Here is a 25,977-nt window from a genome sequence, read left to right as displayed (position 1 = left end):
TAATGGCGTTTGATCAACAGTTTTTAGATGAATTGAGACAAAGGCTACCGCTGCAATCCATTGTTTCAAAAAAATTAAAATTAATACGTTCAGGGCGTAACTGGAAAGCGTGTTGTCCTTTTCATGGAGAAAAAACCCCTTCACTCTATATTTACGATGATCATTATCATTGCTATGGTTGTCAAGCTCACGGCGATGTCATTTCATTTTACATGGAAACTGAAGGTAAAAATTTTAACGAAACGATTCGCGAGTTGGCCGCTCTTGCGGGTTTAGAAGTCCCAGAACAGACGCTTCAGCAAAAACAAAGTCAGGAAAGAAATAATGTTCTTTATGATGTATTAACCTGTGCCCATCGCTATTACATAGAGTTGTTACGGTCGAATAAAGCCAATGTAGTTCGCAATTATTTGTATCAACGAGGGATAACGGATCAAACATTTGCTGAGTTCGGTTTAGGATGGTCTGGTGACGGACGTGGCGGGTTAATAAGTCATTTAAAACAAAATGGATATGGTTTAAAAGAAATCGGTCAAGCAGGGCTGTTGCGCAAAATAAATGAAAATGAATGGGGGGGAGAGCTTTTTTTTAAACGAATTATGTATCCCATTATGAATCGACGAGGTCAAATTATTGCATTTGGTGGTCGGGTAATGGGTGACGGTCAGCCAAAATATTTAAATAGCCCGGAAACACCCTTATTTGTTAAACGTAAAATGTTATTTGGCTTTCATCGATTGTCGGCTTTGAACAAATCTAAAGATAGTGACCCTTTATACCATCAGGTACTTGTGGTTGAAGGATATATGGATGTCATTGCATTACATCAAGCGGGTTTTGGTGGGGCTGTAGCCCCTTTGGGTACTGCACTAACGCAAGAACAACTGACATTATTATGGCGAGTAACACGCCAGCCCCTTATCTGTTTTGATGGAGATGATGCTGGTAGAAGAGCAAGCTTGCATGCAGCAGAAGAAGCGTTACCTCTTTTAACCTCTAATCAAACATTGGGTTTTGTGTATTTAGACAATCAAGAAGATCCTGATAGTTTTATACGTAAAAAAGGGAAAGAGGCTTTTCTAGAAGTTTTGAGAAATAAGCTTAATCTCAGTGATGTCCTTTATGAGTTGTCTTTAGAGGCAATGGTAGATAATACGCCAGAGCAGCGTGCTGTTTTGAAGTCAAGACTTTTATCGTTATCAAAGACCATTAAGGACAGCAATTTATCACAAGAATACCGCAAAACGTTATTAGATCGCTTTTATCAGGATTTTTATTCTAAAACTATACAAAATAAGAGCAAAAGACAGCATTCTCAAACACGACACGCTTCACGTTTGGTCTTGTCTCAACACCAAGTAAAATACAAAAGATTATGTATACTTCTTATCATTTTGATTTATTTTCCCAATATCATTCAAAATGTTGAGGAAGCTTTGTGCAAATTACCTTTGCCAAAAGAGTTAGCTAAAATTAGAGAAATTATTATAGAAATGAATGGTCTTTGTGATAACATAAATGATTTAATAGAAAAGAACGGATTGACTTTTTTGGTTCAAAAAATTAAAGAGCAAGCTGACTTGCCTGGTCTTGAACAAATGAAAAATGTCCACGATCTTCATGTTATTGAAAAACAGTGGTGGCATTTTTATGGGTGGATAAATATCCATGAGTTGGAAGAACAGGTTTTACACGCACAGCAAGCTTGGCTTCTTCACCCGGATCAAGAGAACCAACAGGCTTACATTGCAAGATTAAACGCACTTGAAAAGCTTAAGTGCGGAGAAGACGATATTTTTGATGAAGAATTTTGATGAAAAAATGTTGATGCTTTTATCTTGATTTCTTGGCTTAAACATATCATTTCTATATATGTTTTACTTTATCCAATAGTGAGGGTTGCTCCGCTTTTTTCTCAAATGAAATTTTGGCGCAAGGGTTAATTTTATAAAGCCGTTAATAAACTAATAATTCAATTAAAATTAGCAAGTCTATTTCATTATTTGGCTTTAAGAAATATGTAGTTTATTAGAGAGTATACAGTAATTTTGAGGCGGAAAATGGTTGTAAAAACGATATCAAAAAATGATGATGGTTCAAATGAACGTGATCATGATACAACAATATTAGATACCCGTTCTGCGGATGTAAAACATTTAATTAGTAAAGGGAAAGAAAGAGGATATGTTACCCTTGATGAATTAAATGCTATTCTTCCTCAAGATAAAATGTCTTCTGAACAAATAGAAGATGTTATGGCTGCGTTTTCTGAAATGAGTATTCAAATTATTGAAAATGAAGAAAGTGAAGAAAGCGAAGAGGAATTTTCCGAAGCCGATGATAATGAAATTAAAATAAATGAGGAATCGGAAGAAAATGCAAACGCGGTAGTGGCTGAGACCACTACAGGGAGGACAGACGATCCTGTTCGTATGTATTTGCGAGAAATGGGTGCTGTTGAACTTCTTTCACGTGAGGGTGAAATTGCCATTGCTAAGCGCATAGAAGCAGGGCGGAACCAAATGATTGGTGGTTTATGCGAAAGCCCTTTGACTTTTAAAGCGATTATTGGTTGGCATACTCAGTTGAAAGCGGGAGAAGTTTTACTTAGAGATATTGTTGATTTAGAAGCGACTCAAACTGAATACGATCAAACCGATATTGAAGAAATTGCAAGTGGTATGGAAAACGACGAAGCAATTCAAAGCGGTGAGCACGATGATGTTGATGTTGAAACAGAAGAGGTGGATGAGGAAAGAAGTGAAAGAAGCAGTTTGTCTTTATCCGCTCTCGAGGATAAATATAAAGATGAAATACTTTTTCATTTTGCCGAAATTGAAAAAATATATAAAAAACTTTATCAATTACAAATTCAACGTTTAGAAATTATTCAAGCCGGGGAAAAATTAACCGCTAAGTTTGAGCAAAAATATGAAGACCTCCGGAATAAGTTGATACTCGAAGTTCAACAAGTTCATTTACAAAGCAATAAAATAGAATTTTTAGTAGATCAATTAAAAACGGTATTGAGAGAGCTTGCGAGTTTAGAAGGTGCATTATTACGCTTGGCGGAAAAATGCAAAATATCACGTGCTGATTTTCTTTCAAAATATCACGGCTATGAGTTAAACCCAGATTGGATAGAAGCGGTTAGCGAACTTCCTAGTAAATATTGGAGAGCTTTTATTGAGAAATATGGGAAAGAAGTAGCTTCTTATCGTGACCAAATTGCCGAGTTATCGCAAAAAATGGGATTGCCCATTTCTGAGTTCCGACGTGTTTTTTCTACGGTTTCTCGTGGGGAACGCGACGCTTCGCGTGCTAAAAAAGAAATGATTGAAGCTAATTTAAGATTGGTAATTTCTATTGCTAAAAAATATACCAACTGTGGGTTGCAATTTCTTGATTTAATTCAAGAAGGTAATATTGGATTAATGAAAGCGGTTGATAAATTTGAATATAGACGTGGATATAAATTTTCAACCTATGCTACTTGGTGGATTAGGCAAGCCATTACGCGTTCTATCGCAGATCAAGCAAGAACTATTCGTATTCCTGTTCACATGATCGAAACCATCAACAAATTGGTGAGAACATCGCGTCAAATGCTTCATGAAATTGGCAGAGAACCTACCCCAGAAGAGCTAGCGGAAAAACTTGGTATGCCTCTGGAAAAGGTAAGAAAAGTAATGAAAATTGCCAAGGAACCTATTTCTCTTGAAATACCTATTGGGGATGAAGAAGATAGTCATCTTGGTGATTTTATTGAAGATAAAAGTGCCGTTATTCCCTTGGATGCAGCCATTCAAACTAATTTAAGAGAAGCAACGACGCGTGTGCTGGCTTCATTAACGCCTAGAGAAGAACGTGTATTGCGGATGCGTTTTGGAATAGGAATGAATACCGACCATACACTTGAAGAGGTAGGTCAACAGTTTAATGTAACCAGAGAGCGTATACGTCAGATTGAGGCAAAGGCTCTTAGAAAATTAAAACATCCAAGTCGTAGTCGTAAATTGCGCTCTTTTTTAGATGATAATTGATAAAATAGAGAAGGTAACATGTTCTTTGTTATTAATTAAATCGTAATGGGACAATATTTTAAAGATCGTTCGATCACTTCTTTACCTGTAAAAATCGTTTTTCTGCGTATGGATTGCGAACCTTCGCAATACATTGATTTGCCCCAGGAATACAAGCTTGAACACTATAAAATTGTTCCACTCTCGCTCTATAGATATGTTTACAATCACGTTGGGCAGTCTTATTGTTGGTGGATGCGAAAAATAATTTCTGATGCTCAGTTGGCGAAGTATTTCGATAATTCGTTAATTGAGGTTTATTTCTTGAAAAACGTAGAGGATAACGTAATAGGATTTTGCGAACTGGATTGCCGTATTGGTTCCAGTATCAATATATCTTATTTTGGTCTTATGCCGCGTTGGATAGGCAAAAGAATTGGACGCTCTTTTTTTAGTCAAGTACTTAAGGTAGCGTGGGCCAAAAACCCTGAAAATGTTCGTATCAACACGTGTGAGCTAGATCACCCAAAAGCATTGCCCTTATATTTGGAGTCGGGTTTTAAACGTATTGCTAACGAAGTAGAGCTGTGGCATATACCCCAATATCTTAACTTACCTGTTCCAGATGCAATAAAATTATAAATAAATCAATCAAATACTTGCAAAAAAAGATTTTTTATGCTTTTTGAAATTCTCTTTCCTGCCAAGATTTAATACGGCTATGTCTTGGCTATACCCATGGTTAGAAAAAAAACTATTTTTATAGTTTTTACGGGTTGAAGTCAGCCGAAGGGAGATACTATGCCATTATATGAATGCGTGTTTATTGCACGTAATGATATTACTCAACAACAAGTTGAAGATATTGCAGATGGGATTGCTTCATTAATTGAAAGTGAAGAGGGTTCCATAAAAAAACGTGAATACTGGGGTCTGCGTAATTTAGCTTATCGAGTTAAAAAAAACCGTAAAGGTCACTATTTACTTTTAGCTGTGGATGCCAAATCAACTACGATTAAAGAGATTGAGCGACAATTAAATCTGAACGAAGATGTATTGCGTTTTATTACCTTACGTATTGAGGAGATTGATGAGGCACCTTCTGCTATTTTGTCTCGCAAAGGAGATGAAAAAGAACGTTCTTCTACCAATCGTCCACCAAAAGCATCAGGACGATACGATAGTGGACGCAAGCATGTGTCTGAAGAAGCCAGTGTTCTTGAGGTCAATACGAGCGAAGAAACACTTCGTTTAGAAACGACCTCTGTAGAAGAGGGAGTTTAATTAATGTCCGAAACACTTCAAGTCAATATCGCCAGTCGACGTATTGCAGTTGGAGCGCGTCGTCCGTTTCATCGTAGACGCAAGACATGCCCTTTTTCTGCTGCTAATGCACCAAAGATTGACTATAAAGATATTCGTTTACTGTCTCGGTTTTTATCTGAAAGAGGAAAAATAGTTCCTAGTCGCATTACTGCAGTTTCGGCAAAGAAACAACGTGAATTGGCTCAAGCCATTAAACGAGCACGTTTTTTGGCACTTTTGCCTTATGTTCAAGATTGAGGGAAATAAATAATGTCAGTTACTGAGGTTATTCTACTTCAAAGGGTCGAAAAACTAGGACAAATGGGCGATGTCGTTAAGGTAAAACCTGGATATGCGCGCAATTATTTGTTACCTCAAGGTCGCGCTATGCGCGCTACTCCTGCAAATCGTGAACGTTTTGAAAGAGAGCGTGGCCAATTAGAAGCCCATAATTTAAAAAGACGTGAAGAGGCTGAACGTTTATTGGAGCGTCTTCATGGGTTATCGTTTGTTATTGTGCGCCAAGCGGGTGAAAGTGGAAGCTTGTACGGATCGGTTACTGCAAAAGATATTGCAGAAGCTGCTGGCAAAGAAGGGTTAACCATTACCCGTCAACAAGTGGAAATTGCCCATCCTATTAAAGCGATTGGCGTTTATCGTGTCTCCATTAAACTTCATCCTGAAGTTCATTTGGATGTGACGGTTAACGTTGCTCGGTCTGTAGAAGAGGCAGAACGCCAAGCAAAAGGTGAAGCAACTAAAGTTGAGGTTGTTGAAGAGGTTGTTGCAACAGAGATCAATCTTGAAATGTTAGAAAACAATTCAACAGAAGATGAACAGCCACTCTAAATTATCAAAATATGTGATATAGAGAGTAAAAAAATGGAAGAGTATTCTTCCATTTTTTTTTGTTTTCAATTCAGTTTGGTTTTTTCGTTGTAGGATATACAACACCTCACACAAATCTTACTAAAATTAAATAATTCTCTTTTTTTTTTCTCCAAATAGATGAGATCATCAAGAAGGTAAATGAAATTATTGGAATAAATCATCGCGCGATAAACGGAGAAAATAATGTTCGGTTTATTGGATAATATTCTTAAACATCTTATTAAAAAAGGGCAGTTAGAAGTTGTCTTCCCTGATTATAAACGCAGGATATATGGGGATTTTTCATCAAAGGATAAAGCTGGATTTCAATTATTGACGCATAAAATTTGCTTTCGATTAATCGTCAACCCTGGTCTTGCATTTGGCGAAGGGTATATGAGTGGTGAAATCAAAACAATAGATTGCTCGATTTATGAGGTTTTAAAAGTTTTTTTACAAAACGATTTGCAGCATGATCACATCGGGGAAAAGTTTGCTTCATTAATCAGATTCGGCAAACGATCATGGTCACAACTCAATCGTGTTCATCAGGCACGCAAAAACGTTGCCCATCATTATGACTTAAAAAATTCGCTTTATCAGCTTTTTTTAGGGCAAGATAAACAATATTCTTGTGCTTATTTTAATCGTGATACCCAATCACTGGACGAAGCACAAGAAGCCAAAAAAAGGCACATTGCCTCTAAACTCTATTTAAATAAAACTGAATTAACCATATTAGATATCGGCTGTGGCTGGGGCGGCATGGCGTTATACCTCGCCAAGAATTTTGATGCCAGGGTTACGGGTATAACATTATCCAAAGAGCAATTACAGGTTGCACAAGAAAGAGCCGTTGCAGAAGGGCTTCAAGATAAAGTGCATTTTGAATTACAAGACTATCGCCTTATTAACTCGAAATATGACCGCATCGTTTCCGTTGGCATGTTCGAGCATGTTGGGGTTCGATTCTATAACGAATTTTTCAGAGATATAAAAAAACTTTTAAAGGAAGACGGGGTGATGTTGCTTCATTCGATTGGCCGCTCGGATGGGCCTGGTTCAACGAATGCTTGGATTAACAAATATATTTTTCCAGGCGGGTATTCGCCAGCTTTGAGTGAGGTATTTCCTGCTATAGAAAAAAGTGGATTATACGTTACGGACTGTGAAATTCTTCGACTGCATTATGCGAAAACTTTACAATTATGGAGAGAAGCCATCGAAAAACAAAAAGATAAAATTATAAAAATGTATGATGAGCGTTTCTATCGTATGTTTGAGTTTTATCTTTCTGGGTGTGAGTTAACTTTTTACTATCAAAATTGTATCAATTTTCAAATACAGCTTAGTTCTAAATTGGATATCTTACCCATAACGCGAGACTATATGTATCAAGCTGAACACGATTTTTCATCACAGTTGCGTTGATACGCATGGGCTAATCTATCGAATTCATCTAGTGTTAGCGTTTCGGCTCTTCTTGACCCATCAATGCGTGCTGTCGATAATAAACGCTCGCCATTAATAGTTTTTAGGGCTCCTTTAAGCATTTTTCGACGCTGTCCAAAAGCGGTTCGTGTAATTTTTTCCATGGATTGGAAAAGTTGTTGGGTGGGTTGCACAGCATGAGGCACAATCTGAACAACTGCTGAATATACTTTTGGTGCAGGGGTAAAAGCTCCTGGAGGCAATTTTTTTACAATCGAACAATCGGCAATCCATTGAGAGATGACAGATAACCTGCCATAGTGTTTGCTGTTGGGTTGTGCACAAATTCGTTCCGCTACTTCTAATTGAAACATAAGAGTCAGTTTTTGCCATTTTTGAGCTTGTTTCAACCAATTTAATAACAAAATTGTTCCGACATTGTATGGAAGATTAGCTATAATTTGCCTCGGCGCTTGGCATAATTGGGTTAAATCTGTTGTTAAGGCATCGCCTTCAATTAACTGAAACCGTTCTGCATAAATGTGTTTAAGTTCCTGCAACAAGGGTACAGCACGTCGATCCATTTCGATAGCGGTAACCGTTTTCGCGGGACTGGATAATATTGCTCTTGTTAACCCTCCTGGTCCGGGGCCAATTTCTACAACGTTTTTACCTGTAAGATTGCCAGCGGTGGAGACAATTTGTTGGTTAATATGAGGATCTAAGAGAAAATGCTGACCTAAGGATTTTTTAGCTTTTAAGTTATAAGAATTAATGGTTTCTTTTAGTGTCTTTAAGTTTTGATGGGCTAGGTCCATTGGTAAGGGGTTTCCGCATTTCTATAATGGCTTGACGGTGAAGGTCCCGATCAAGTTCTTGAGAGGCCTGTTCTACGCGTTGTCCGAGTAATTGGTTTGCTATTTCACTGGTAGAAATATCAGATATGTTTTTCTTTTCACGTGAACAGACCATTAATAAAGCAATACCTGTAAGCGAAACAAGAGGTTTACTAACCTGTTGAGGTTGCAAATCTTGTAAAATATTAGCCATTTCTGGGTTCAAATGTTCCAATTGTAATTCACCTGGATCAGAATCTCTAACATTTCCCGCTTTTTGATTCGCTTGTTCGGCTTCTTGGCATGTTTTTAAGGTAGCTCTTAATTTGTTTGCCTGATTAAGAGTGCCAACTTGCTGGGGCGTTGGGTTATGAGGATCAAGTTTAGAAGAAAAAGGCAGAAAGATTTGCCTTATCCGCACGATGGTGCCCATTTCATTACCAATGGTTCTTCGCCCCCCCAGTGCGGCGATGATATAACCCCCTGCAACTTTTATAGGGTTAGAGATTGCTCCTACAGGCATTTTTTTAATAATATCATAGACTTGAGGGTCAAGATTATCTTTTTGCACCCAACCTAAAGATCCCCCTTGCAATGCACTTTGCGCCTGAGAAAATTGCGCGGCAATTATTGGAAAAGGAGCCCCCTTTCTTAATTGATCAATAATAGTCTGAGTAAACTGTAACTCTTGTTCAGGATGCCTAGCATTTATAACCGGTACAAAAATTTCACTCACTTCAAATTCTTGTTGACCGACTTCTTTTTTTAGTGCTTTTTGCCGTTGTTCTACCATATCAGCCGTAATTTGATTCTGCCTACCCAGCTCTTGCTGTAGAACTTTACCCCATCCAAGTTGTAGACGTATCTGGTCAATAAGGGTGTTTAATGAAACCCCATCTTGAGATAGTTTATTTCTAAGTGAATTAGGAGCCATACCGTTGCGTTTTTCAATATCGCTTATCGCTTGAGCAATTTGCTCAGGTGCAATATTAATATTACGTTTGAGCATCTCTTGGGTATGCAGTTTTTCTGTGATTAATTGGTTCGTTAGTTGCGGGCGCATTCTTTGCATGACGTCCGGTGATAATTTGATTCCAGCGGTAAGTTGAAACAGTTGCTCTCGGTTATGTATGTCCCTTTCGGTTAACAATTGACCATTAATAACAGCCACAATTTTACTTGTCTCATCGGCTTGGGCATCAAACGTAGAAAATTCTTTCCCCATGGCTTTGGAGTTAATCGTGGAGGATTTTGCGGGTTGACGGGTGGGGTGGGTGGTACCTATGGTATAAGGGGTAAATAAAAACAGTAGTCCTGTTACGCCCATGCCTATGCAAAATAATTTTGGGAATTGTAATAACAAGAATATTTTTTTCTTATCATGTATACGGATCATCCGTTTATTCCAAACGTTCCAAGAGTTTTAAAAGTTAACATAAACAGCAGGGTATCACTGTTTTCTTCACCATTGATCATAGTATATTGTTTAAAATAGATGGTATCAAGACTGAAGCATTCATTTCGATACCCTAAAGAGCCTCCTAATGCAACATTTTCCTTTCTAGAAATGCTGCGCCTACCAAAAACAGAAGCATGCCAATGATCCCAATCGGTGGATGCTCCATAAGAGATTTCGCTTACTTTGGTTAAATATTCACTGGAAAGTCCTTGGCTGTTAATAGAATTGTTGAAGTAATAATAAGGGGTAATCGGTTGATAAACATACCCGCCATTAAAACCGAAATGCCTAAACCCAGCATTAAATACGCCTTCGCCAAAATTAACGCTTCCACTATAAGGGTCAATTCGTGCTCTTCCTGTAGTACTAAACCATTGTGTAGGGGAAAGACGTAATCTTGAAACCACGTCTGACATATGATGATTTAAACCAGAATATTTTGGCATGTTAATAGGAAGATGTTCTTGGTAACTTTGTCCAACTAAAAAGTCAATTTGATGACCATTCCATGCCCAATTTCCGTGTATACCTACGTTTGCTCTTGCTCCTCCGTCAAGAAGATCCGTTCCTTGAAAACGGTTAAGGGCAAATAGGGTAGAATCCGTAAACTCGTAATTGTAACTGTCTTCGTTTGGCATTAACCAAGATCGTCCTCCTTTAGCATTAGGGGCCGCGATTAACTGCACAATGGGTTCAAGGATTTGAGTACCGGGGGAATCATCAATATGAAAATCTCTTAGAAAAGGCCAATTCATTTTTAAGGCGATTGTTGGGAGGGCTTGTCCACTCGTCTTGGTTCCATAATGATTTAAAAACATGGGTTGCTCATTAAGGTGTGAGGCTCGATAAACATTTGAATCAAGGTGTAACGTTAACAACCATTTTTGGCCTAGATTGTTTTCAAAGGGTCGATCCCAGTTTAATGCGAGTTGTCCTCTTTGATCAGAAACGCCAGTAGGGCGGTAAAGGACAAAGCTAGTCGTGTCTAAGGAAAAACGTCCGCCTAATGCATCGGGTTGCCCAAAGAAACTATACGTATAGCGTGGCAAAACAAACGGCAGATCAGAATCATTGATAACGCCTCGGTTTAACCCTTGAAACCCTTGCATGGTTACTTTTGAATAAGCCCCTTCTCCGAAACCTTCTAAATATAAATCTGACGATAAAGTATCTTGACCATAGCCACTGATTCGATAGTCCCGCATGTAATCGGCTGAGGTTGCTAAATTTATGTCCGCACCGTATCGCCAGTGATCGTTTAACGCCCACTCAGTTTTTAAAAATAAATAGCCTTGAGTCCCATCCCCGGTACCTTTAATCAAATCCCCTGCGTCATTATGCCAAGATCTGTCACCAACGGTGTTATCGGCTATACCTTCTTCAATTCGTAGCATTCCTTGATTAAAACGGGCTCTATAAATTGAGCTGAGTTGAGGTCCCGAGTCGGTGGCAACCAGCGGTGAAAACGTAGCATCCGACCATTGATTAATTGCCCAATAATAAGGAATAGTTGTGTAGGTTCCTATATATTTACTACTCCAGTTAAAGCTGGGTATTAAAAAACCACTTTGTCTTTTTTCTGAAGGATCAACAATTGAGAAAAAGGGCATATAAAAAAGAGGAACACCGTAAAAATCAATGAAGGTATCGGAAAAATCAATACGTTTATTCTCAAGATCTCGTATTGCTTTGTACGAGCGCATTTGCCAAAAAGGAGGTTTTTCGGGGTTTTTCATGCAGATAGGACAAGCCGTATATACAGACCTACTGAAATCATAGACTTTCCCTCCTGTACGCCTGGCGCCGTTTGCTGCCAGTTTGCCATTATCGGCTAACAAGGCATAAACTTGGTCCATAACGCCTTCACGCATGTTTTCGCCAAGTTGAACATGTTGTGTAAAAAGCATTTCTCCATCGGGTTCGACCATGGTTACATTGCCACTGGCAGAAGCTATATTGGTCGTTCGATCGTAAACAACTTTATCGGCACGCAATATATGATCGTTTTGCCAGATATGTACGTCTCCTTGCCAAACAGCCCTTCCATTTTTAGAGTCGTAAGAGACCTTGTTGGCTTGAAACGTGATGGGATCTTTGCCAGAAAATGGTTTGCCACCTGTTTTTCCGATATTACTGGCTGCTATTGCCATTTGCTGTTGAGCATAGGCATTACACGTGCTGATCAGTCCTAAGGTCACCAGTGCCGTAGGAAGTAAATTTAAAAAAAGAAAGGAATTACACTGTGGTGTAACGTAAAATGTCTCTATAAAATGACTAAAAAAATTAATTTTTTTTTTCATAAGGATTAGCCATCTTCTAAATGAATAAGAAGTGAAATCGCTAAACATAATCCCGCTGCTGTTGGTGCCCACGCTGCCATGAATATGGGTAACGCTCCGGACTCTCCAAATTGTTCAGCAACTTTCGAAATAGTAAACAAAGTAAAACCGGCCGCAACGCCTGAGCCAATCATTTGGGTAACTCCGCCCCTGCGTGTTGAACGTGTAGCAAAGCCAGCCGCAACAAGTGCCATAGTACTCGCTAAGAGGGGTTGTGCAAGTAAAGATTGAAAATGAAGTCGATGGCTTATAGAAGAGAAACCCGACCGATCAAGTAACTTAATAAAACTGGGCAATACCCAGAAGGACAGTGTGTCGGGTGACGAGAAACTTTCTTGTATGTTTCCCAAAGATAAATTGGTGGGCAGTCGAACGACGCCCATAAATTTAGGAAGCTTGTCGGGTTTAATAAAACGAGCGTTGTTCAAAACCCAATATTGATTATGTTCTAGGTAACCCGATGGCGATTCAATACGAAGTAAAAGATGATCCATATCGTCTAATCTAAAGACGGTAATACCTTTCATGGTAAGAACGTTTTTATTAACTTTGACTTCTTGTGCATGTAAAATGGCTACGCCCTTAGATTTGAGTTCATCATCAGATTGTCTAACCCATAAGGAACCCGCAGATAAATCGGTTAATTTCCCCCCGCCTGATCTTAAATACGTCTGGTCTAAAATTTCAGCTTGACGAAAAAAAGTAGATGAGATTGGTGATATAATCGTCGTTGAGAACAGACCAATAAAAAATGCACAGGCCACCGGTGCCATAAGAAATTGCCATGCAGATATCCCTGCAGCCCTAGTAACAATTAATTCTGATGAACGCGTTAAACGCCAAAAACAAATTATTCCTCCTAGTAATATTCCAAAAGGTAATATTTGCATACAAAAGTTTGGTATGTGGTAAAGCGCTATGGTGGTGGCTATGTTGGTTGACACATGGGGTCGTGTTGCAACGCGACGAAGTAAATCAATAAAGTCGAACAAAGAGACCAAACCTGTCAACGCAAGAATCATAGATATAGAGGCTAACGTAAATTGCTTAGCGATATAAAATGAAATTGTTTTCGCAATAAACATGTCTATATTTTCTGTTCTTGGGTCGGTGATTCAGTCTTGGACAAAAAGGTATTTTTATATTCGGATGCAAATAAAATAAAAGAAGAAATAACCCCTGGCATTATAGCGATCAACCAGATTAAAGGAATCAAAATCGTATTACGACTGGCAAGATTTTGAACAATTAACGACAGAGCCATACAACCAATTACCGTAAAAATAGCCCCAAGCGGTCTTAATATATTGCCATATCGTGCAAATCCTCCTTTTAAAATACTCACCAAAGCAATAAATGCAAACGATAGAACGGTTAACGGAGAGGTTAATCGTCTATGGGCTTCCACCGCTAATTTTCCATAATCTCGGTTAAAAACTTCTTCTGAATTAGGGTGTAGCAATTCATAAAGGGACATTTCGGTTGCGTCCCTGGATCGGCCGCTATCGGTTTTATTTGAAGAGAGGTCAATCGTATTTCTTTGAAAATTCAAGACATTTAAACGACCTGTTTTTTTATCAATGACTTCTCTTGATCCATTAAATAATACCACTTGAGGTTTATCATTAATGATAACTATATTCCCATGTTCAGCTAAAACGGTGGCTTTATTAGTGGGTTGGCGATCGTCTTCCACTAAAATACCTTTTAAATCTCCGTTATGATCTTTTGAACGTATATATACGGTTAAATTATCCGATACATTGGTAAAGACACCTTCTTGTAACATAAACGCAGCCATCTTGTTGCGTATTTTATATTCAAATCTACGAAAAGAATGGTAAGAATGCGGCACAATCCATAAATTTAACAATAAACACGCTAGCGTAGCAAGAAATGCACAAATTATACCGGGTCTGGCTAAATAAAACGTTGATACACCTGCCGCTCGCATGACAATAATTTCTCTATCGCCGGCAAGTCTTTGATAAATAAATTGCGTCACGACAAAGGCAGTAATAGGCAAAATTACAGCAACAAAGGAAGGTATAAGTAACCCTGTTAATTGCAAAAAAACTTTGAGGGACAAGCCTCGGTCAACAACAAGCGATACAAAACGAAGGGATTGTGTTAGCCATATAAGTGCTGCCAATCCTCCTGTGGTGGCCAATAAAGCAATGAGTAATTGGCGGAGAATATAGCGGTCGAACATAGGTAAACGCAGGGAATCAGGTAAGCGCATTCAAATTTTCCTGCATGACAAATTGCGTTAATTTATTAACCATAGAGTTTATACGGTTATAAGACGAAGGTTTAATAGTTTTCAAATAACCTAATTTTATAACTAGGTGCTAGTATAAACTGTATAAATGTTTTTTGAATATAGGTTAAATACAAATTTGATTATTTTGATTTAATGGTAAAGGGTCTGAGGTCATTATTCCTAGATTAAAAAAATTATAAACATTAAATGCAGTGCTGATTTCATTAATTTCTTAAATCTTACCTTTCTACTCTAACCAAATTAAATGATTATATTTTAAATTATATACCCCCTTGTTTGGTTTAAAAGCGACTTGGCTTGCGGTATGTATCAACTATCAATCGCTTATCTTTATGCATTAGGTGTATTGAAATATTTTTTTAAATGTAAAAAAATGAAAAAAATTGCCATTATTGGAATCCCTATTTTACAATTAAAAGATTAATTAGAAACATTATTCTTAATATTACTTCTAATCCCACGTCGTGATGCTGCTTTAAAGGAAAACAAGCAGCATCACGATGTTAAATTTATCATGTATTTTTCTTAAATTACAAATGCACCTAGTGGTGACAAGCCCCAATAAAATTAATATTTATTTCTAGTGTTTTTTGGAGTCTATATTCCAAAGTTCTACGTTTGTTTTTAATTAAAATAAATTTAATCTAAAGAATTTTTCAATTGATATAACAACGGGTAATTTCATTATCGTAAATAAATTGTGTTATTAGGAAGGTTGGGCGATGGATTCAGGGTATGCACAACCATAGTTCCTGCGATGCCAACGAAAAGGCCGCATATAAATGAAACTGTAATTAAAATAGTTCTATAAGGGGATTTTGATTCTGCACAATATAAAGCGGATTGGAGTTCTGCCCTAGAGCGTTGCGTTAAAGTTAGTTCAGATCTTAACGATTCATTGCTTCTCCTTAAACCACGTACTGTGGCATCTAAACGATTAATACTTTGCGTAAGATCATTTATTTGTGAACGAGCTTTAATAAGTTCGGCAAGATCATTTGTTTTCTGGGTTTTCGATTGTCTGGGTTGTTTTGTAGGTGGAGAATTGACTATCGAAGAAAATAGATTTTTTAAAGCCCCACCCGTAATCGCATTTTTTTTTGCTCTTTTTTTTAAGGTTTCGAGTGCGCTTGCGGATTGTCCAGACTGTTCTTCAAGAACAAGGGCAAGAATATCAGATAAAATCTTAAGCTCTTTTGGATCGAGTTTTTCGTTCATCTTTGTTTGTCTATTTAGGTGCCGAAGCACGTTGAAGTCTATCGCAAATTGCCAATCCGACACCGATTTTGGGTATGGGCATAACGGCTATACCTTTTAAACCTAATCGAAGCCCTTCACGGTCCAAATAGTGTAGACTATCAAATAAATTTTTTGCTGCCTCTTCTAAATTCATATTTAGGCTTAAATTTTTGCATAGTCCATTATGTTGAAGTGGCACGCCAAATGCAAGTAAAGCCTCGTTTGGGGCAACGCAATTGGCATTCAATCGTATGGAAAGCGTTGTAGCGTAATGTGAACTTAACTGTCCGGGTGCAATGATTTTTTCATTCTGGTTTTTTTTTAAGTTTATTACACCACATAGTGAGCGTAATGCTTCAAAGGACACCCCCCCGGGTCGTAAAAGTGTAGGAATTTCAGACGATAAATCAAGAATAGTGCTTTCAACACCAACTTGGCAAGGACCATTATCTATAATGGCATCTATCTTATCATTCAAAGCGTTAAGAACATGTTGAGCTGTTGTTGGGCTTACTTTTCCAGACACGTTTGCTGAAGGAGCAGCGAGCGGCTGTTCACACAAATGTATAAACTTCAAAGCAACTTGTGTATTTGGGATTCTTACGGCGAGTGTATTTAAATTGGAAGAAGCAACTGGACTGATTGAAGAATTGTTCCGTTTATTTAAAACCAACGTTAAAGGTCCTGGCCAAAATTTGGTCGCCAGCTTATACGCTAAAGGTGTCTTTTCTACATAGTTAAATACATGATCTATGCTGTCAAAATGGATAATTAAAGGATTCGTACTTGGTCTTCCTTTGGCTTTATAAATTTTGTTAACAGCCTCGGTATTGGTAGCATCTGCCCCCAATCCATAGACAGTTTCGGTGCCGAAGGCAACGATGCCCCCTTGATTAATAAGCGATGCTGCAAATCGAATGTCTGCTTCGCTTGAAGATAAAATATAGGTCATAGATTGGAAATCTTAAATAAAGGTAGATCTAAGAGGATAGGTGAACCTAAACATACAAATTGTTGATTTCTCCAATTTTTTTTACCATACGTTAAAGGATTGCGGTCAAAAGTACATAGGGTTCCCCCCGCTGCTTCTAAAACGGCTTGGGGTGCAGCCGTATCCCATTCCATAATTGAATTCAGCCGTATGTGCAAATCGGCTTTGCCTTCTGCAATGCGCATGATTTTTGCCGCTGATCCCATATGTTCAATAGACGAAAGTGACAAAGGTGTAAGGATTTCTTGTAACGTATGTTGATGTTTAAAAGAATGTGAAACCATAATTCTCAGACCTTGGGCTGGGGGGACTGGCGATACATGTATGGGTATCTTATTGCCATTTTCATCTATCTTCCATGCGTTTTCACCTTGGATACCGCAATAAACAATATTATAAGCGGGTAAAGCAACAACGCCTAATACAGGTTTCCCATATTGAATTAAACCGATATTAACGGTGAAATGATTGGAGCCCTTTATAAATTCTTTTGTACCATCCAATGGATCGACTAGCCAAAATTTATCTTTGAATGTAGGAGTAAATCCTGAAGCAAATTCTTCTTCAGACACGATAGGTATATCAGGATAATATTTTCTTAAACCTGTTAAAATTATTTTTTCCGAAGCATGATCAGCTTCTGTAACTGGGCTTAAATCTTCTTTTAATTCAATTTGAAAGTTATTTTTTCGGATCTCATTAATAATTTTTGACGCTTTAATGGCAAGATTGGTAGTAATTTCAATAAGTTCTTGACTTTTTAAGTGCATGAATGAAATCCAAAAGAAAGAAATAATTCTTTTAAAAGAGTAGTGGCTTTTATTCTTAAAGTAAAACCTCTTTTATTTTAAGTCTTAACAGTTGTAACAAACTAAATTTAAATTTTCAAAAAAAAGAGTTTTAAATATAAACTATAGATAAAAGGTTAGCTTAACGTTAATCATTGTGTTTAAATTTGGCTATATAGTATTTTATTCAGGGGAAAATTGGATGATTCCACACGTGCATTTTGATAGTTTGAAAAAACCAGACAAAGGGGACATTGTACTATTCGTATTTGAAGGAAAAGAGGGTGGGGATTCTTTTCGTTTTATTAATAAAATTTTAGATGGTGCGTTAGACAGAGCTTTAAAAGCAAATAATTTTACTGGAAAATTAGGCGAGGTTTGTGCGTTGATTGCCCCCAATACGTGTTATTCGCAGGTTGCGGTGGTTGGGCTTGGACCTCAAGTACAATTTTCCATACCTCAAGCGCGTCGAGTGGGGGGTATTGCTTTGGAAAAATTGCAAGGGAAAGTCCACGCGTTAAAATTAATGGCGGATTGGGATTTTACAGAACTTGCTGCGCATATTGTTTTAGGAATTGTTTTAAAAAATTATGCGTTCGATGGGTATAAAACGAAAAAAAATCCATCAAATTCTCAAAAACTTACTGAAATTTACGTCTATGCTTCCGATTATGAAGGAGCAGAACAACAATGGCAAAAACTCAATCCATTGGCTTACGGGGTCTATCAGACCAGAGATTTAGTTAACGAACCCGCTAATCACCTTACCCCTCCACTATTCGCTGAGCGTATAAAAGAGTTAGAATCCCTAGGAATAGAGGTTGAAATTCTTAATAAAAGTCAAATGGAACATTTTGGATTTGGAGCCTTATTAGGCGTTGCTCAGGGAAGCAATCAAGAGCCAAAAACTGTCATTATGAGTTGGAAAGGGGCTCCGCACGATCCTCAACCTCCGCTAGCATTTGTCGGTAAAGGCGTTACATTTGATTCTGGGGGTATTTCCATCAAACCTTCTAATGGGATGGAAGATATGAAAATGGATATGGCTGGTGCCGCTACCGTAGTAGGGTTAATGGTAACATTAGCCAAAAGAAAAGCCAAAACGAATGTCATTGGTGTAGTGGGATTAGTAGAAAATATGCTGTCGGGAGACGCACAACGTCCTGGCGATATTGTTAAAAGTGCTTCGGGTCAGACAATAGAGGTATTAAATACAGATGCTGAAGGTCGATTGGTTTTAGCAGATATTCTTTGGTATACCCAAGATCGTTTTAAACCGCGTTTTATGATTAATTTGGCAACGTTGACTGGGGCTATTGTGGTTGCTTTGGGCCATGTTTACGCAGGATTATTTTCTAATAACGACGAACTAGCGGAACGCCTTTATACTATTGGTTGTAAGGTTGGTGAAAAAATGTGGCGAATGCCTTTGGGGGAAGAATACGACAAAGCCTTGGATGGTGATTTTGCTGATATGAAAAATATTGGGGGTCGGGATGGCGGCTCTATAACGGCAGCTCAGTTTTTGCAACGTTTTGTTAGTACAACACCATGGGCACATATTGATATTGCGGGCACTGCATACACAGACAAAGACAATGCGAATGGACCAAAAGGTGCCACAGCATTTGGAGTCTACGTGCTTAATGAATTTATTGAGACGTATTACGAAAATTAGACATTAAAACCATGGCCTCAATAGGATTTTATCATCTTACTCGAACGCGTCTTGATCAAGCGCTTCCTGCGTTGCTTTCAAAAACCATGAAGATCAAGCAGCATGCTTTGGTTTTATGTAAAGACGATCAGCACGTTATAACCCTTTCTGAGGCCCTGTGGGATAACGCTTCTTTATTATGGTTGCCTCATGGATGCCATACATCGAACAGACTTGATGACATGCCCTTATGGCAACCTATATGGCTAAGTATTTATGAAGAAAATGTAAATGAGGCAAATTACGTATTTCTTGTAGGGGGGCAATGCTTACAAAATATTGGCCCTCACCAACGTATTTTTGATTTGTTTGACGGTATGGATGCTCAGTCGATTCAGTTGGCTAGAGAACGTTGGTCAATACTAAAAGCACAAAATCATGCGCTTTCGTATTGGAAACAAGGGGATAAAGGGTGGGTAAAAGAATAATGAATTTAAAATTCTAGCCAAACCTTGGTTAAACCTTAACGATCATTAATCATGGAATAAATTGATATTGTTTTTGTAAATTTACAAAAGGAGATAGGGTCAGCCTCGCTATCAGCATTTTGTTATTTTAAGTGTTTCTATGGTAATAGGTTTTATGGCACAAATACACGGGGTTCGTTGGTTTATAAGTAATATATACGGTTTTTTCTTACTGACAGGCATAAGCTTATGCATAAGCATGTTGGTTGGTAATTTTCCTGTTGTATCACTTAATTTGACGGTTTTTGGAAATCATTTCGGTGCTGTTTTTGGTTTTGATTCGTTTAGTGCTTTCTTTTTGCTTATTCTTTTGCTTAGTGTTAGTTTGATATCTTTTTTTCAAAAAGAAATTTTACTGTCACATTGTCCTAAATTTTTAATTGTCAATGCTATCTTAATATTATTGACTTCAAACCTATATGGGTTGTTGTTACTGTTAATTGTTTTTGTTTTGATTTTATCTTTTTATGCGCAAATAAAATCCTTTTACCCAGCGATCATAGCATCTTTAGTATTAATTATTTTAATTTTATCCAACTATAACCAAGAATCCATTGACTTTGCACGGTTGGATTTCGCAAAAGTTCGACTGAATCATACTATCAATTATCTTTCAATATTATACACTATAATCGTCTTTCCTTTTATGGGATTATTCTCCTTTAATAAATGGGAAGCTGTTCCTGCACAAAATGAAAAAACGAGTTTTTCATTAACGTTAGTTATTTTGTTAACATCGGTTTTGGCTATCTATCTTTTGGCGCGCATCTGGCTGGATTTATACGTATTCAACTGTACATGGTTACTTGTATACTTATTGCAACTTATTGTCCTTTTCATGAGTATCTGGACAGGTTGGCAATGTTTGAATGCACAAAAATCTTCTCACATACTGGGGCACTTAGTTTCGCTGAGTAACGGTTTGTTGGTTCAAATTATTTTTTTATTAAACCTAACGAATAGGGGGGATGCTGATCAAAATACTCTGACAGTTTCTAAACAATTTAGTATGATTTGTTTTGTCATGTATCTGGGGTTTACGCTTTTATCGTGCATACAGTTTGAAAATATTAAATCAACTTACCCTATAAAATATTATAAATTTTTCACGTTTTTTGGCGTATATTTTATACTTTGTAGTTGCCCAGCTTTTATGGGATATGTTTTGTTTGACATTAATTCTCAACTCGATGTTTCATCTTCTCATTTAATGCAATTTATTCATGTTTTATTTTTTATTACTACTATGAGTTTAGTTTCGGTTGCAGTGGCTTTATCATTTATCGGTTGGGCTAGGTTTTTGATAACGCAGAGGTTCATAATTAAAAAATTAAATCAAAGGGGAATACTACAACATTATACACATGAAAGGCTTATAGGTTTTGCAGGTATAATTTTATTTTTAAGTTGTTTTTTATTTCAAACGTTTCCGTTCCCCTCCCTCTTAAGGAGTTCGTTCATTTCTAAAGCAAAAAATTTACATTCATTGCAGAACACAGTTAATTTTGGCCCATTTTTTATTATCGTTATCGGTTTAATCTCTATGGGGTTGCTGCAAAAAATAATGTTTGCTGGAAAGTTAAAAAAAGTAAGTTTTTTATTTTCGAATGAAGAACATATTGCACAGGCCGAAGATGAGCAGTTTATAAATAATTTAGCGTTTGAGAAATGGGGTAATATTCTACAAAACCGTCTAAATTTTTTTGGTTTTTCCAGTGCTGTGGAAGAAAAATTTTATTATTTTAAAGTGAAATTATACACGGTAACCCAGGAAAGTCTGAAATGTGTGTTAGAAACAACCCATCAGTATAAATATCCAATTTTTTTATTCATGACAGGGACAGGATTAGTTTTTATTGGGTGGGTTTGCCGTTGATCGTTCTTTATATAAGTTTCTTTGGTTTGATTTTTTTATTAAATTGGGGTTGTGTGGTATACTTAGCCCCATGGGTTATGGGGCTAGAACAATGGTTAGAGGATCGATTACAAGGCAAACCCACTACGCCTATACATTTTCGGCGGTTAACTTATTTTAACACTTCGAATTCACATCCACCACAATCAAAGATTGTCTCAACGTCGTCGCTATCCTTCTTACCTGTTTTGGCGTTGAGTATTGCATTCCTTTTAGCGGCTATCACCCCGGCGTTTGCCTCAGGTTTATGTTCTGGATTTGGAATTGATAATTTTTTTCTTATTATTTATTTGTTACTAACATTGCCTTTTTTTATGTTGCTTTCTGGATATGGGAAGCCTGCATTTATCGATATTCGAACATTACAGTTTTTTTTATTCGACAATATTTTGTTTTTACCTACGTTATTCGTAGTTGGCATTATTTTAAAATTAACAACGAATGAAGTATCTCTTGGAAAAATTGTTGTTTTTTTTCACTCATCCAATCCATTTCCTATGATGGCTTATTGTCCATTGTTAACCAGTGCATTCGTAGTGTTACTGATGACATGGAACGTATTGGATTTTAAAGATCGAGTAAATACTATAAAAATTCTGAAAACGAGCGACAAACTGTTATATTTATATGCTTACGATATACAGTTTTTAGTTATGCTATCGTTGATTTCCTTGTTTATATGGCCTAATAGTCTGATTTATTTCGATACGAGTCATATAAATATAGTAACAACTTTATGTGCTCTCCCGTTTGCGGTTTTAGCTTGGATAGCAAAAATTGTTTTTACATGTGTGATACTAGCTATCTTTCGAAGCATATATTTGTTAACTGCGAATGCGTATAAAGCAAGACTGGCATTTATTGTTAGCATTGTTTCCATTATAACTTATTTTACTGGGTTAAAATGAACATAAAATGATGTTATCTTTTTTTTTAGGTCTTTTATTGCTTATTACCATTAGCGGATTTCTAAATACGACCCTTCACGCAGTATCCCATACTGTACTAACAATGTTATGCATAATTTTTGGAAAGACCGATGTTTTAAGTAATGAAATTACGGTAATTTTGTTATGTTCGCTTGCTTTGTTTGGAAGTTGTTTTGGTCTTCTTCTCAGAGGTTATAGAATCGAACGTTCTTTTAAAGAGTTCGTCGGTGTTTTAATTTTTACCGTTATTAGCATCATGCTGACCGCACAATTTTTTTCATCTTCGCTATCAAGTTTTGAGTATGCGGTTTCCTCGTCCATTATATGGATTGGATTTGTATACAATATGCTTAGTCGTTCGTATATAGCTCAACTATTAGGTATTTTTTTTTCCTTAAACGCACTTTGCCTCATAAGTTCATTATGGGGAAACACAACAAATATTGCCGTCACCTTATTTTTGTATATTCCTTTTTTATGTGCAACATTAATTTTGTCCATTAAAACGGAACGTTTTATGCGCAACAAGCATGGATGATTTTTTAAAAGCATTGTATTGGGGATACATGTTATGTCCATTGGTAGGGGGCATAGGGGTTTCCTCGTGCAAGCATTACAATTCAAAAATGAATTGTCACCTTATGATATGTTGCGTAATGTTTTTTGCTGCACTCCTTTCTATAATTTGCGGGTTTCCGACTCTGCATTTTGATCTGTGGAACGATGACGGATTAACGCGGTTTTTCAAAGTGCTTATAAGTTTAGGAACCCTTTTGGCATCTTGGATGCAAAAAATATTTTTTCCTAAATTTTATTTAAAGGAGAGCCTTGCCCAATTATCAAAAAATTTTTTGTTAATTTATTCGTTGCTTACCCTTTCAGTCTTATGCGTTTCTGCGAAAACCCCTTTTCTAATTAGTGTTTTTATCGTTCTATTAATGTTGTTTTTAATGATAGGATCTTTGTATTGTTCTGATAGAGATTGTTTTAATTCAACGTGGAACATATTTCGAATTATTATTTGTATTTTAATTGTAATCTTATTTAATCTGGTTTTCTATCAACATTTTACGCAGAAGGTGGCGCTTTCTACAATAAGTGAAAGTGGTCGTATCAGCATATTAGGAATTACCTTTGCGATAGGTATGTTCCCGTTACCCTTAATCTATGAGGAGCTCATTGAAAAATCGCCTACTTTTCTTGCAGCACTATATACGTTTATCATCCCTATCCCTGTACTTATGCTTTATATACGTTTATTAAATCTATATCCTTTTGCGCGTTATTCTGATTTTATCGTTTTGTTGTGTTTGGTAACTATTGCTTACAGCATAGTGGGTGAATATGTAAGTCATCGAATTACACCTATAAAATCAGTTAGTATGCTTGTGGGATGTGTTGTGCTTTCTATCATGCTTCCAATGCATAGTAACGTTTACCTAGCCTGTTTATTCTTAATGAGTTTGGTTATCTATGCGCCTCTATGTGTGATGATAGATCGGAGTTCGGATGATAATCAGAACGACTTAGTTGGCTGGTTGTATCTTGCTTTATCCGGTTTCCCCCCCATAGGCATATTTTGGCCTTGTTTTTTATTAATATTTAATTGGAGCAATCAAACCTTTTTCCCTGCCTGTATTCTCTTTTTAATGTTAATAATAAGAGGAAATGTGTTTTTTTATAAACTTCGCTCTTCCTTTTTATCCTTAGATTTAAAAAGTAAAGAAGTGAGGTTTGTTTGGTATTGTCTTGTGATTCAGATAATTATTTTACCGTTATGTTTCTCTGATTGGATTTGGAATTTATTTAAATTTTCTCTTCCTATTCAAGGGTTAGGCTGATGCGGTCAAGGGATTCGACTACAGTACATTCTGATTGTAAGATAATTGAAGCCATTCGAAAATTACCCCAAGAAGGCAAATTCTTTTTTCGTATTGAGGAAAAAGAATGGTTTGAGCTTGTAAGGTCTTTGCCTTCAAAAAAACTATCGTTTTTAATGTTGTGGTGTCACGCAAATGACGTGCAGATTTTATTTTTGGAAAATGGCTATCGACCTATAGGGATCAAGGTGGCTTTATCATTAAATCGATATCAGGCAATCTCTCCGTTTCTTCCTGCAGCCATTCCTTATGAGCGAATGCTTGTGGATTTTTTGGGCAAAGAAGGGATGAATGCAGTCGATTTGCGTCCGTGGATTGATCGTGGTTACTGGGAATATACTTGGCCTTGGCTAGATAAGCCTATTCTTTCTCACGCTAAAAATACAAATGACAATTTTGAAGAACTTTCTGATTCTTCAAAAATGAAGGGTCAAATTGATCTTAAGATTACATCCAACGATTGCGATAGGGCGTTAACACCCGTGTGGCACCTATCGCTTACAAACGATAAAATTATTCAAGCTGAAAGTTTATATGGCTACACCCATAGAGGTATACTTTCTTCGCTTAGAGGAAAAAATATCTCTGAGTGTATGCCAAGTATTAATCGTATTAATGCCCTAGATAATGTTGCCCATCAAATTGCTTTTTCTCATGCTATTGAAGATATGGCGGGTAGGGTGCCATCTAGACCAGTGTTGCAGGGGCGTATCATTTTACTTGAGCTTTCAAGAATGAGCGCGTATTTGCTTTACCTGTCTCAACTATTTGAAGGTTTGCAAGTGAAATTGCTTAGCTCTCGTTTAGAAATTGCGCGTGAGTTATTAATGCGTTGGTGCCACGATTGTTTCGGACACCGTTGGTTAATGGAATGCATTGATTTCGGTTGTGTAAAATCGGTAAAACCAAAACACAGACAAGATTTAAAACGATTACCTTATAAAATAAAACAGCTTTACGATGAAGCCAAAGCGTTGTTTCAAGAGTTTCCAGATTTGGTAAAACGTCTTGAAAAAATAGGTATTTTAACTTACGAGCAAGCGTTGCAATTTAACGTTGGCGGGGTAATTGGCAGAGCTTCTGGGAGAGATCTGGATATAAGACGCTATGCAGACGAATATCAATTGGAATGGTTACCTCCTTGTAATGGTACGGGTGGAGATGTTTTAACAAGAGTACGGCTTTATTTTCATGAAATTGATAATTCTTTGCGTATAATAGATACGTTATTATACGGATTATATGGCGACGATACCTTCAAGAATTGTAAAGAGAGTTTTACTGAGAAAAACAGTGGCGAAGGAGTAGGTGTTTGTGAAGGCATTAATGGCGATTTATGGTATTATGTGAGCGTTGAAAAAGGTAAAATCGACGATATATTTATTAGAGATCCTGCTACCAATCAAGCCTTTGCATTGCAACAGATTATGAAAAATACCTTATGGCACGACTGGGATTTAATTCAATCGTCTTTTGGTATCTTAGTCACCGGTGTTGATTTTTAA

At 37.1% G+C, this 25,977-nt stretch carries 22 protein-coding genes; 14 read left to right on the top strand and 8 right to left on the bottom strand.

The genetic code is table 11. The features are described 5' to 3' along the window. Positions 1–2: 2 nt before the first annotated feature. The 7 genes from dnaG (at position 3) to AABE15_RS01100 (ending at position 7,628) form a co-directional block, all read left to right on the top strand. Positions 3–1,814 (top strand): DNA primase, encoded by a 1,812-nt coding sequence (dnaG, locus tag AABE15_RS01130; protein WP_338329440.1) that lies wholly within the window; start codon positions 3–5, stop codon positions 1,812–1,814. Between the two features lie 246 nt (positions 1,815–2,060). Beyond that, positions 2,061–4,043, top strand: a complete 1,983-nt coding sequence (rpoD, locus tag AABE15_RS01125) for an RNA polymerase sigma factor RpoD (protein ID WP_338329439.1) — start codon at positions 2,061–2,063, stop codon at positions 4,041–4,043. Between the two features lie 45 nt (positions 4,044–4,088). Continuing rightward, positions 4,089–4,664: a GNAT family N-acetyltransferase gene (locus tag AABE15_RS01120; protein WP_338329438.1), complete on the top strand. Its 576-nt coding sequence runs from the start codon at positions 4,089–4,091 to the stop codon at positions 4,662–4,664. 159 nt (positions 4,665–4,823) lie between these two features. Further along, complete coding sequence (gene rpsF / locus AABE15_RS01115) at positions 4,824–5,306, top strand: 30S ribosomal protein S6 (protein ID WP_338329437.1); 483 nt, start codon at positions 4,824–4,826, stop codon at positions 5,304–5,306. 3 nt (positions 5,307–5,309) lie between these two features. Then, the gene (rpsR, locus tag AABE15_RS01110; RefSeq protein ID WP_338329436.1) at positions 5,310–5,585 is read left to right on the top strand and encodes a 30S ribosomal protein S18; all 276 of its coding nucleotides are present in this window, start codon (positions 5,310–5,312) and stop codon (positions 5,583–5,585) included. A gap of 12 nt (positions 5,586–5,597) precedes the next feature. Further along, entirely contained in the window at positions 5,598–6,176 is a 579-nt protein-coding gene (gene rplI / locus AABE15_RS01105) for a 50S ribosomal protein L9 (protein ID WP_408870236.1), read from the top strand. Between the two features lie 225 nt (positions 6,177–6,401). Beyond that, positions 6,402–7,628: a cyclopropane-fatty-acyl-phospholipid synthase family protein gene (locus AABE15_RS01100; protein WP_338329435.1), complete on the top strand. Its 1,227-nt coding sequence runs from the start codon at positions 6,402–6,404 to the stop codon at positions 7,626–7,628. On the opposite strand, the gene rsmA is transcribed toward AABE15_RS01100, so the two are convergent. The 8 genes from rsmA to cysQ all read right to left on the bottom strand — a co-directional run bounded on the left by rsmA (position 7,592) and on the right by cysQ (position 17,546). Continuing rightward, on the bottom strand, positions 7,592–8,446 hold the full coding sequence (rsmA, locus tag AABE15_RS01095) for a 16S rRNA (adenine(1518)-N(6)/adenine(1519)-N(6))-dimethyltransferase RsmA (RefSeq protein WP_338329434.1): 855 nt from the start codon (positions 8,444–8,446) through the stop codon (positions 7,592–7,594). The two genes, AABE15_RS01100 and rsmA, sit on opposite strands and share 37 nt — an antisense overlap. After that, positions 8,400–9,860, bottom strand: coding sequence for a peptidylprolyl isomerase (locus tag AABE15_RS01090; protein WP_338329433.1), 1,461 nt, complete (start codon positions 9,858–9,860; stop codon positions 8,400–8,402). The genes rsmA and AABE15_RS01090 overlap by 47 nt, the downstream gene beginning before the upstream one ends. Further along, a complete protein-coding gene (locus AABE15_RS01085) occupies positions 9,857–12,223 on the bottom strand; it encodes an LPS assembly protein LptD (RefSeq protein ID WP_338329432.1) in 2,367 nt (788 codons plus the stop codon). Before AABE15_RS01085 ends, AABE15_RS01090 begins: the two co-directional genes overlap by 4 nt. Positions 12,224–12,228: 5 nt before the next feature. Beyond that, entirely contained in the window at positions 12,229–13,347 is a 1,119-nt protein-coding gene (gene lptG / locus AABE15_RS01080) for an LPS export ABC transporter permease LptG (protein ID WP_338329431.1), read from the bottom strand. 2 nt (positions 13,348–13,349) lie between these two features. Continuing rightward, positions 13,350–14,504 (bottom strand): LPS export ABC transporter permease LptF, encoded by a 1,155-nt coding sequence (lptF, locus tag AABE15_RS01075; RefSeq protein WP_338329430.1) that lies wholly within the window; start codon positions 14,502–14,504, stop codon positions 13,350–13,352. 726 nt (positions 14,505–15,230) lie between these two features. Next, positions 15,231–15,764 (bottom strand): hypothetical protein, encoded by a 534-nt coding sequence (locus AABE15_RS01070; protein ID WP_338329429.1) that lies wholly within the window; start codon positions 15,762–15,764, stop codon positions 15,231–15,233. Between the two features lie 10 nt (positions 15,765–15,774). Then, positions 15,775–16,737 (bottom strand): L-threonylcarbamoyladenylate synthase, encoded by a 963-nt coding sequence (locus AABE15_RS01065; RefSeq protein ID WP_338329428.1) that lies wholly within the window; start codon positions 16,735–16,737, stop codon positions 15,775–15,777. Beyond that, complete coding sequence (cysQ, locus tag AABE15_RS01060) at positions 16,734–17,546, bottom strand: 3'(2'),5'-bisphosphate nucleotidase CysQ (protein WP_338329427.1); 813 nt, start codon at positions 17,544–17,546, stop codon at positions 16,734–16,736. The genes AABE15_RS01065 and cysQ overlap by 4 nt, the downstream gene beginning before the upstream one ends. 223 nt (positions 17,547–17,769) lie before the next feature. Here cysQ and AABE15_RS01055 point away from each other — a divergent pair, with 223 nt between their 5' ends. The 7 genes from AABE15_RS01055 (at position 17,770) to AABE15_RS01025 (ending at position 25,977) form a co-directional block, all read left to right on the top strand. After that, positions 17,770–19,242 carry a leucyl aminopeptidase gene (locus AABE15_RS01055; RefSeq protein WP_408870238.1) on the top strand — a complete coding sequence of 491 codons (1,473 nt, stop codon included), beginning with the start codon at positions 17,770–17,772 and terminating at the stop codon, positions 19,240–19,242. Between the two features lie 11 nt (positions 19,243–19,253). Then, complete coding sequence (locus AABE15_RS01050; RefSeq protein WP_338329425.1) at positions 19,254–19,709, top strand: DNA polymerase III subunit chi; 456 nt, start codon at positions 19,254–19,256, stop codon at positions 19,707–19,709. Between the two features lie 154 nt (positions 19,710–19,863). Then, positions 19,864–21,624, top strand: a complete 1,761-nt coding sequence (locus AABE15_RS01045; RefSeq protein ID WP_338329424.1) for a hypothetical protein — start codon at positions 19,864–19,866, stop codon at positions 21,622–21,624. After that, the gene (locus AABE15_RS01040) at positions 21,609–22,571 is read left to right on the top strand and encodes a hypothetical protein (RefSeq protein WP_338329423.1); all 963 of its coding nucleotides are present in this window, start codon (positions 21,609–21,611) and stop codon (positions 22,569–22,571) included. The genes AABE15_RS01045 and AABE15_RS01040 overlap by 16 nt, the downstream gene beginning before the upstream one ends. A 7-nt stretch (positions 22,572–22,578) precedes the next feature. Beyond that, on the top strand, positions 22,579–23,130 hold the full coding sequence (locus AABE15_RS01035) for a hypothetical protein (protein ID WP_338329422.1): 552 nt from the start codon (positions 22,579–22,581) through the stop codon (positions 23,128–23,130). Next, entirely contained in the window at positions 23,123–24,433 is a 1,311-nt protein-coding gene (locus AABE15_RS01030; protein ID WP_338329421.1) for a hypothetical protein, read from the top strand. The genes AABE15_RS01035 and AABE15_RS01030 overlap by 8 nt, the downstream gene beginning before the upstream one ends. Further along, entirely contained in the window at positions 24,433–25,977 is a 1,545-nt protein-coding gene (locus AABE15_RS01025; protein WP_338329420.1) for a hypothetical protein, read from the top strand. The genes AABE15_RS01030 and AABE15_RS01025 overlap by 1 nt, the downstream gene beginning before the upstream one ends.

This window comes from Commensalibacter sp. Nvir (assembly GCF_963921845.1).
Lineage (GTDB): Bacteria > Pseudomonadota > Alphaproteobacteria > Acetobacterales > Acetobacteraceae > Commensalibacter.
The sequence above is the reverse complement of the archived record's forward strand: the minus strand, read 5'-3'. Positions and strand labels throughout refer to the sequence as shown.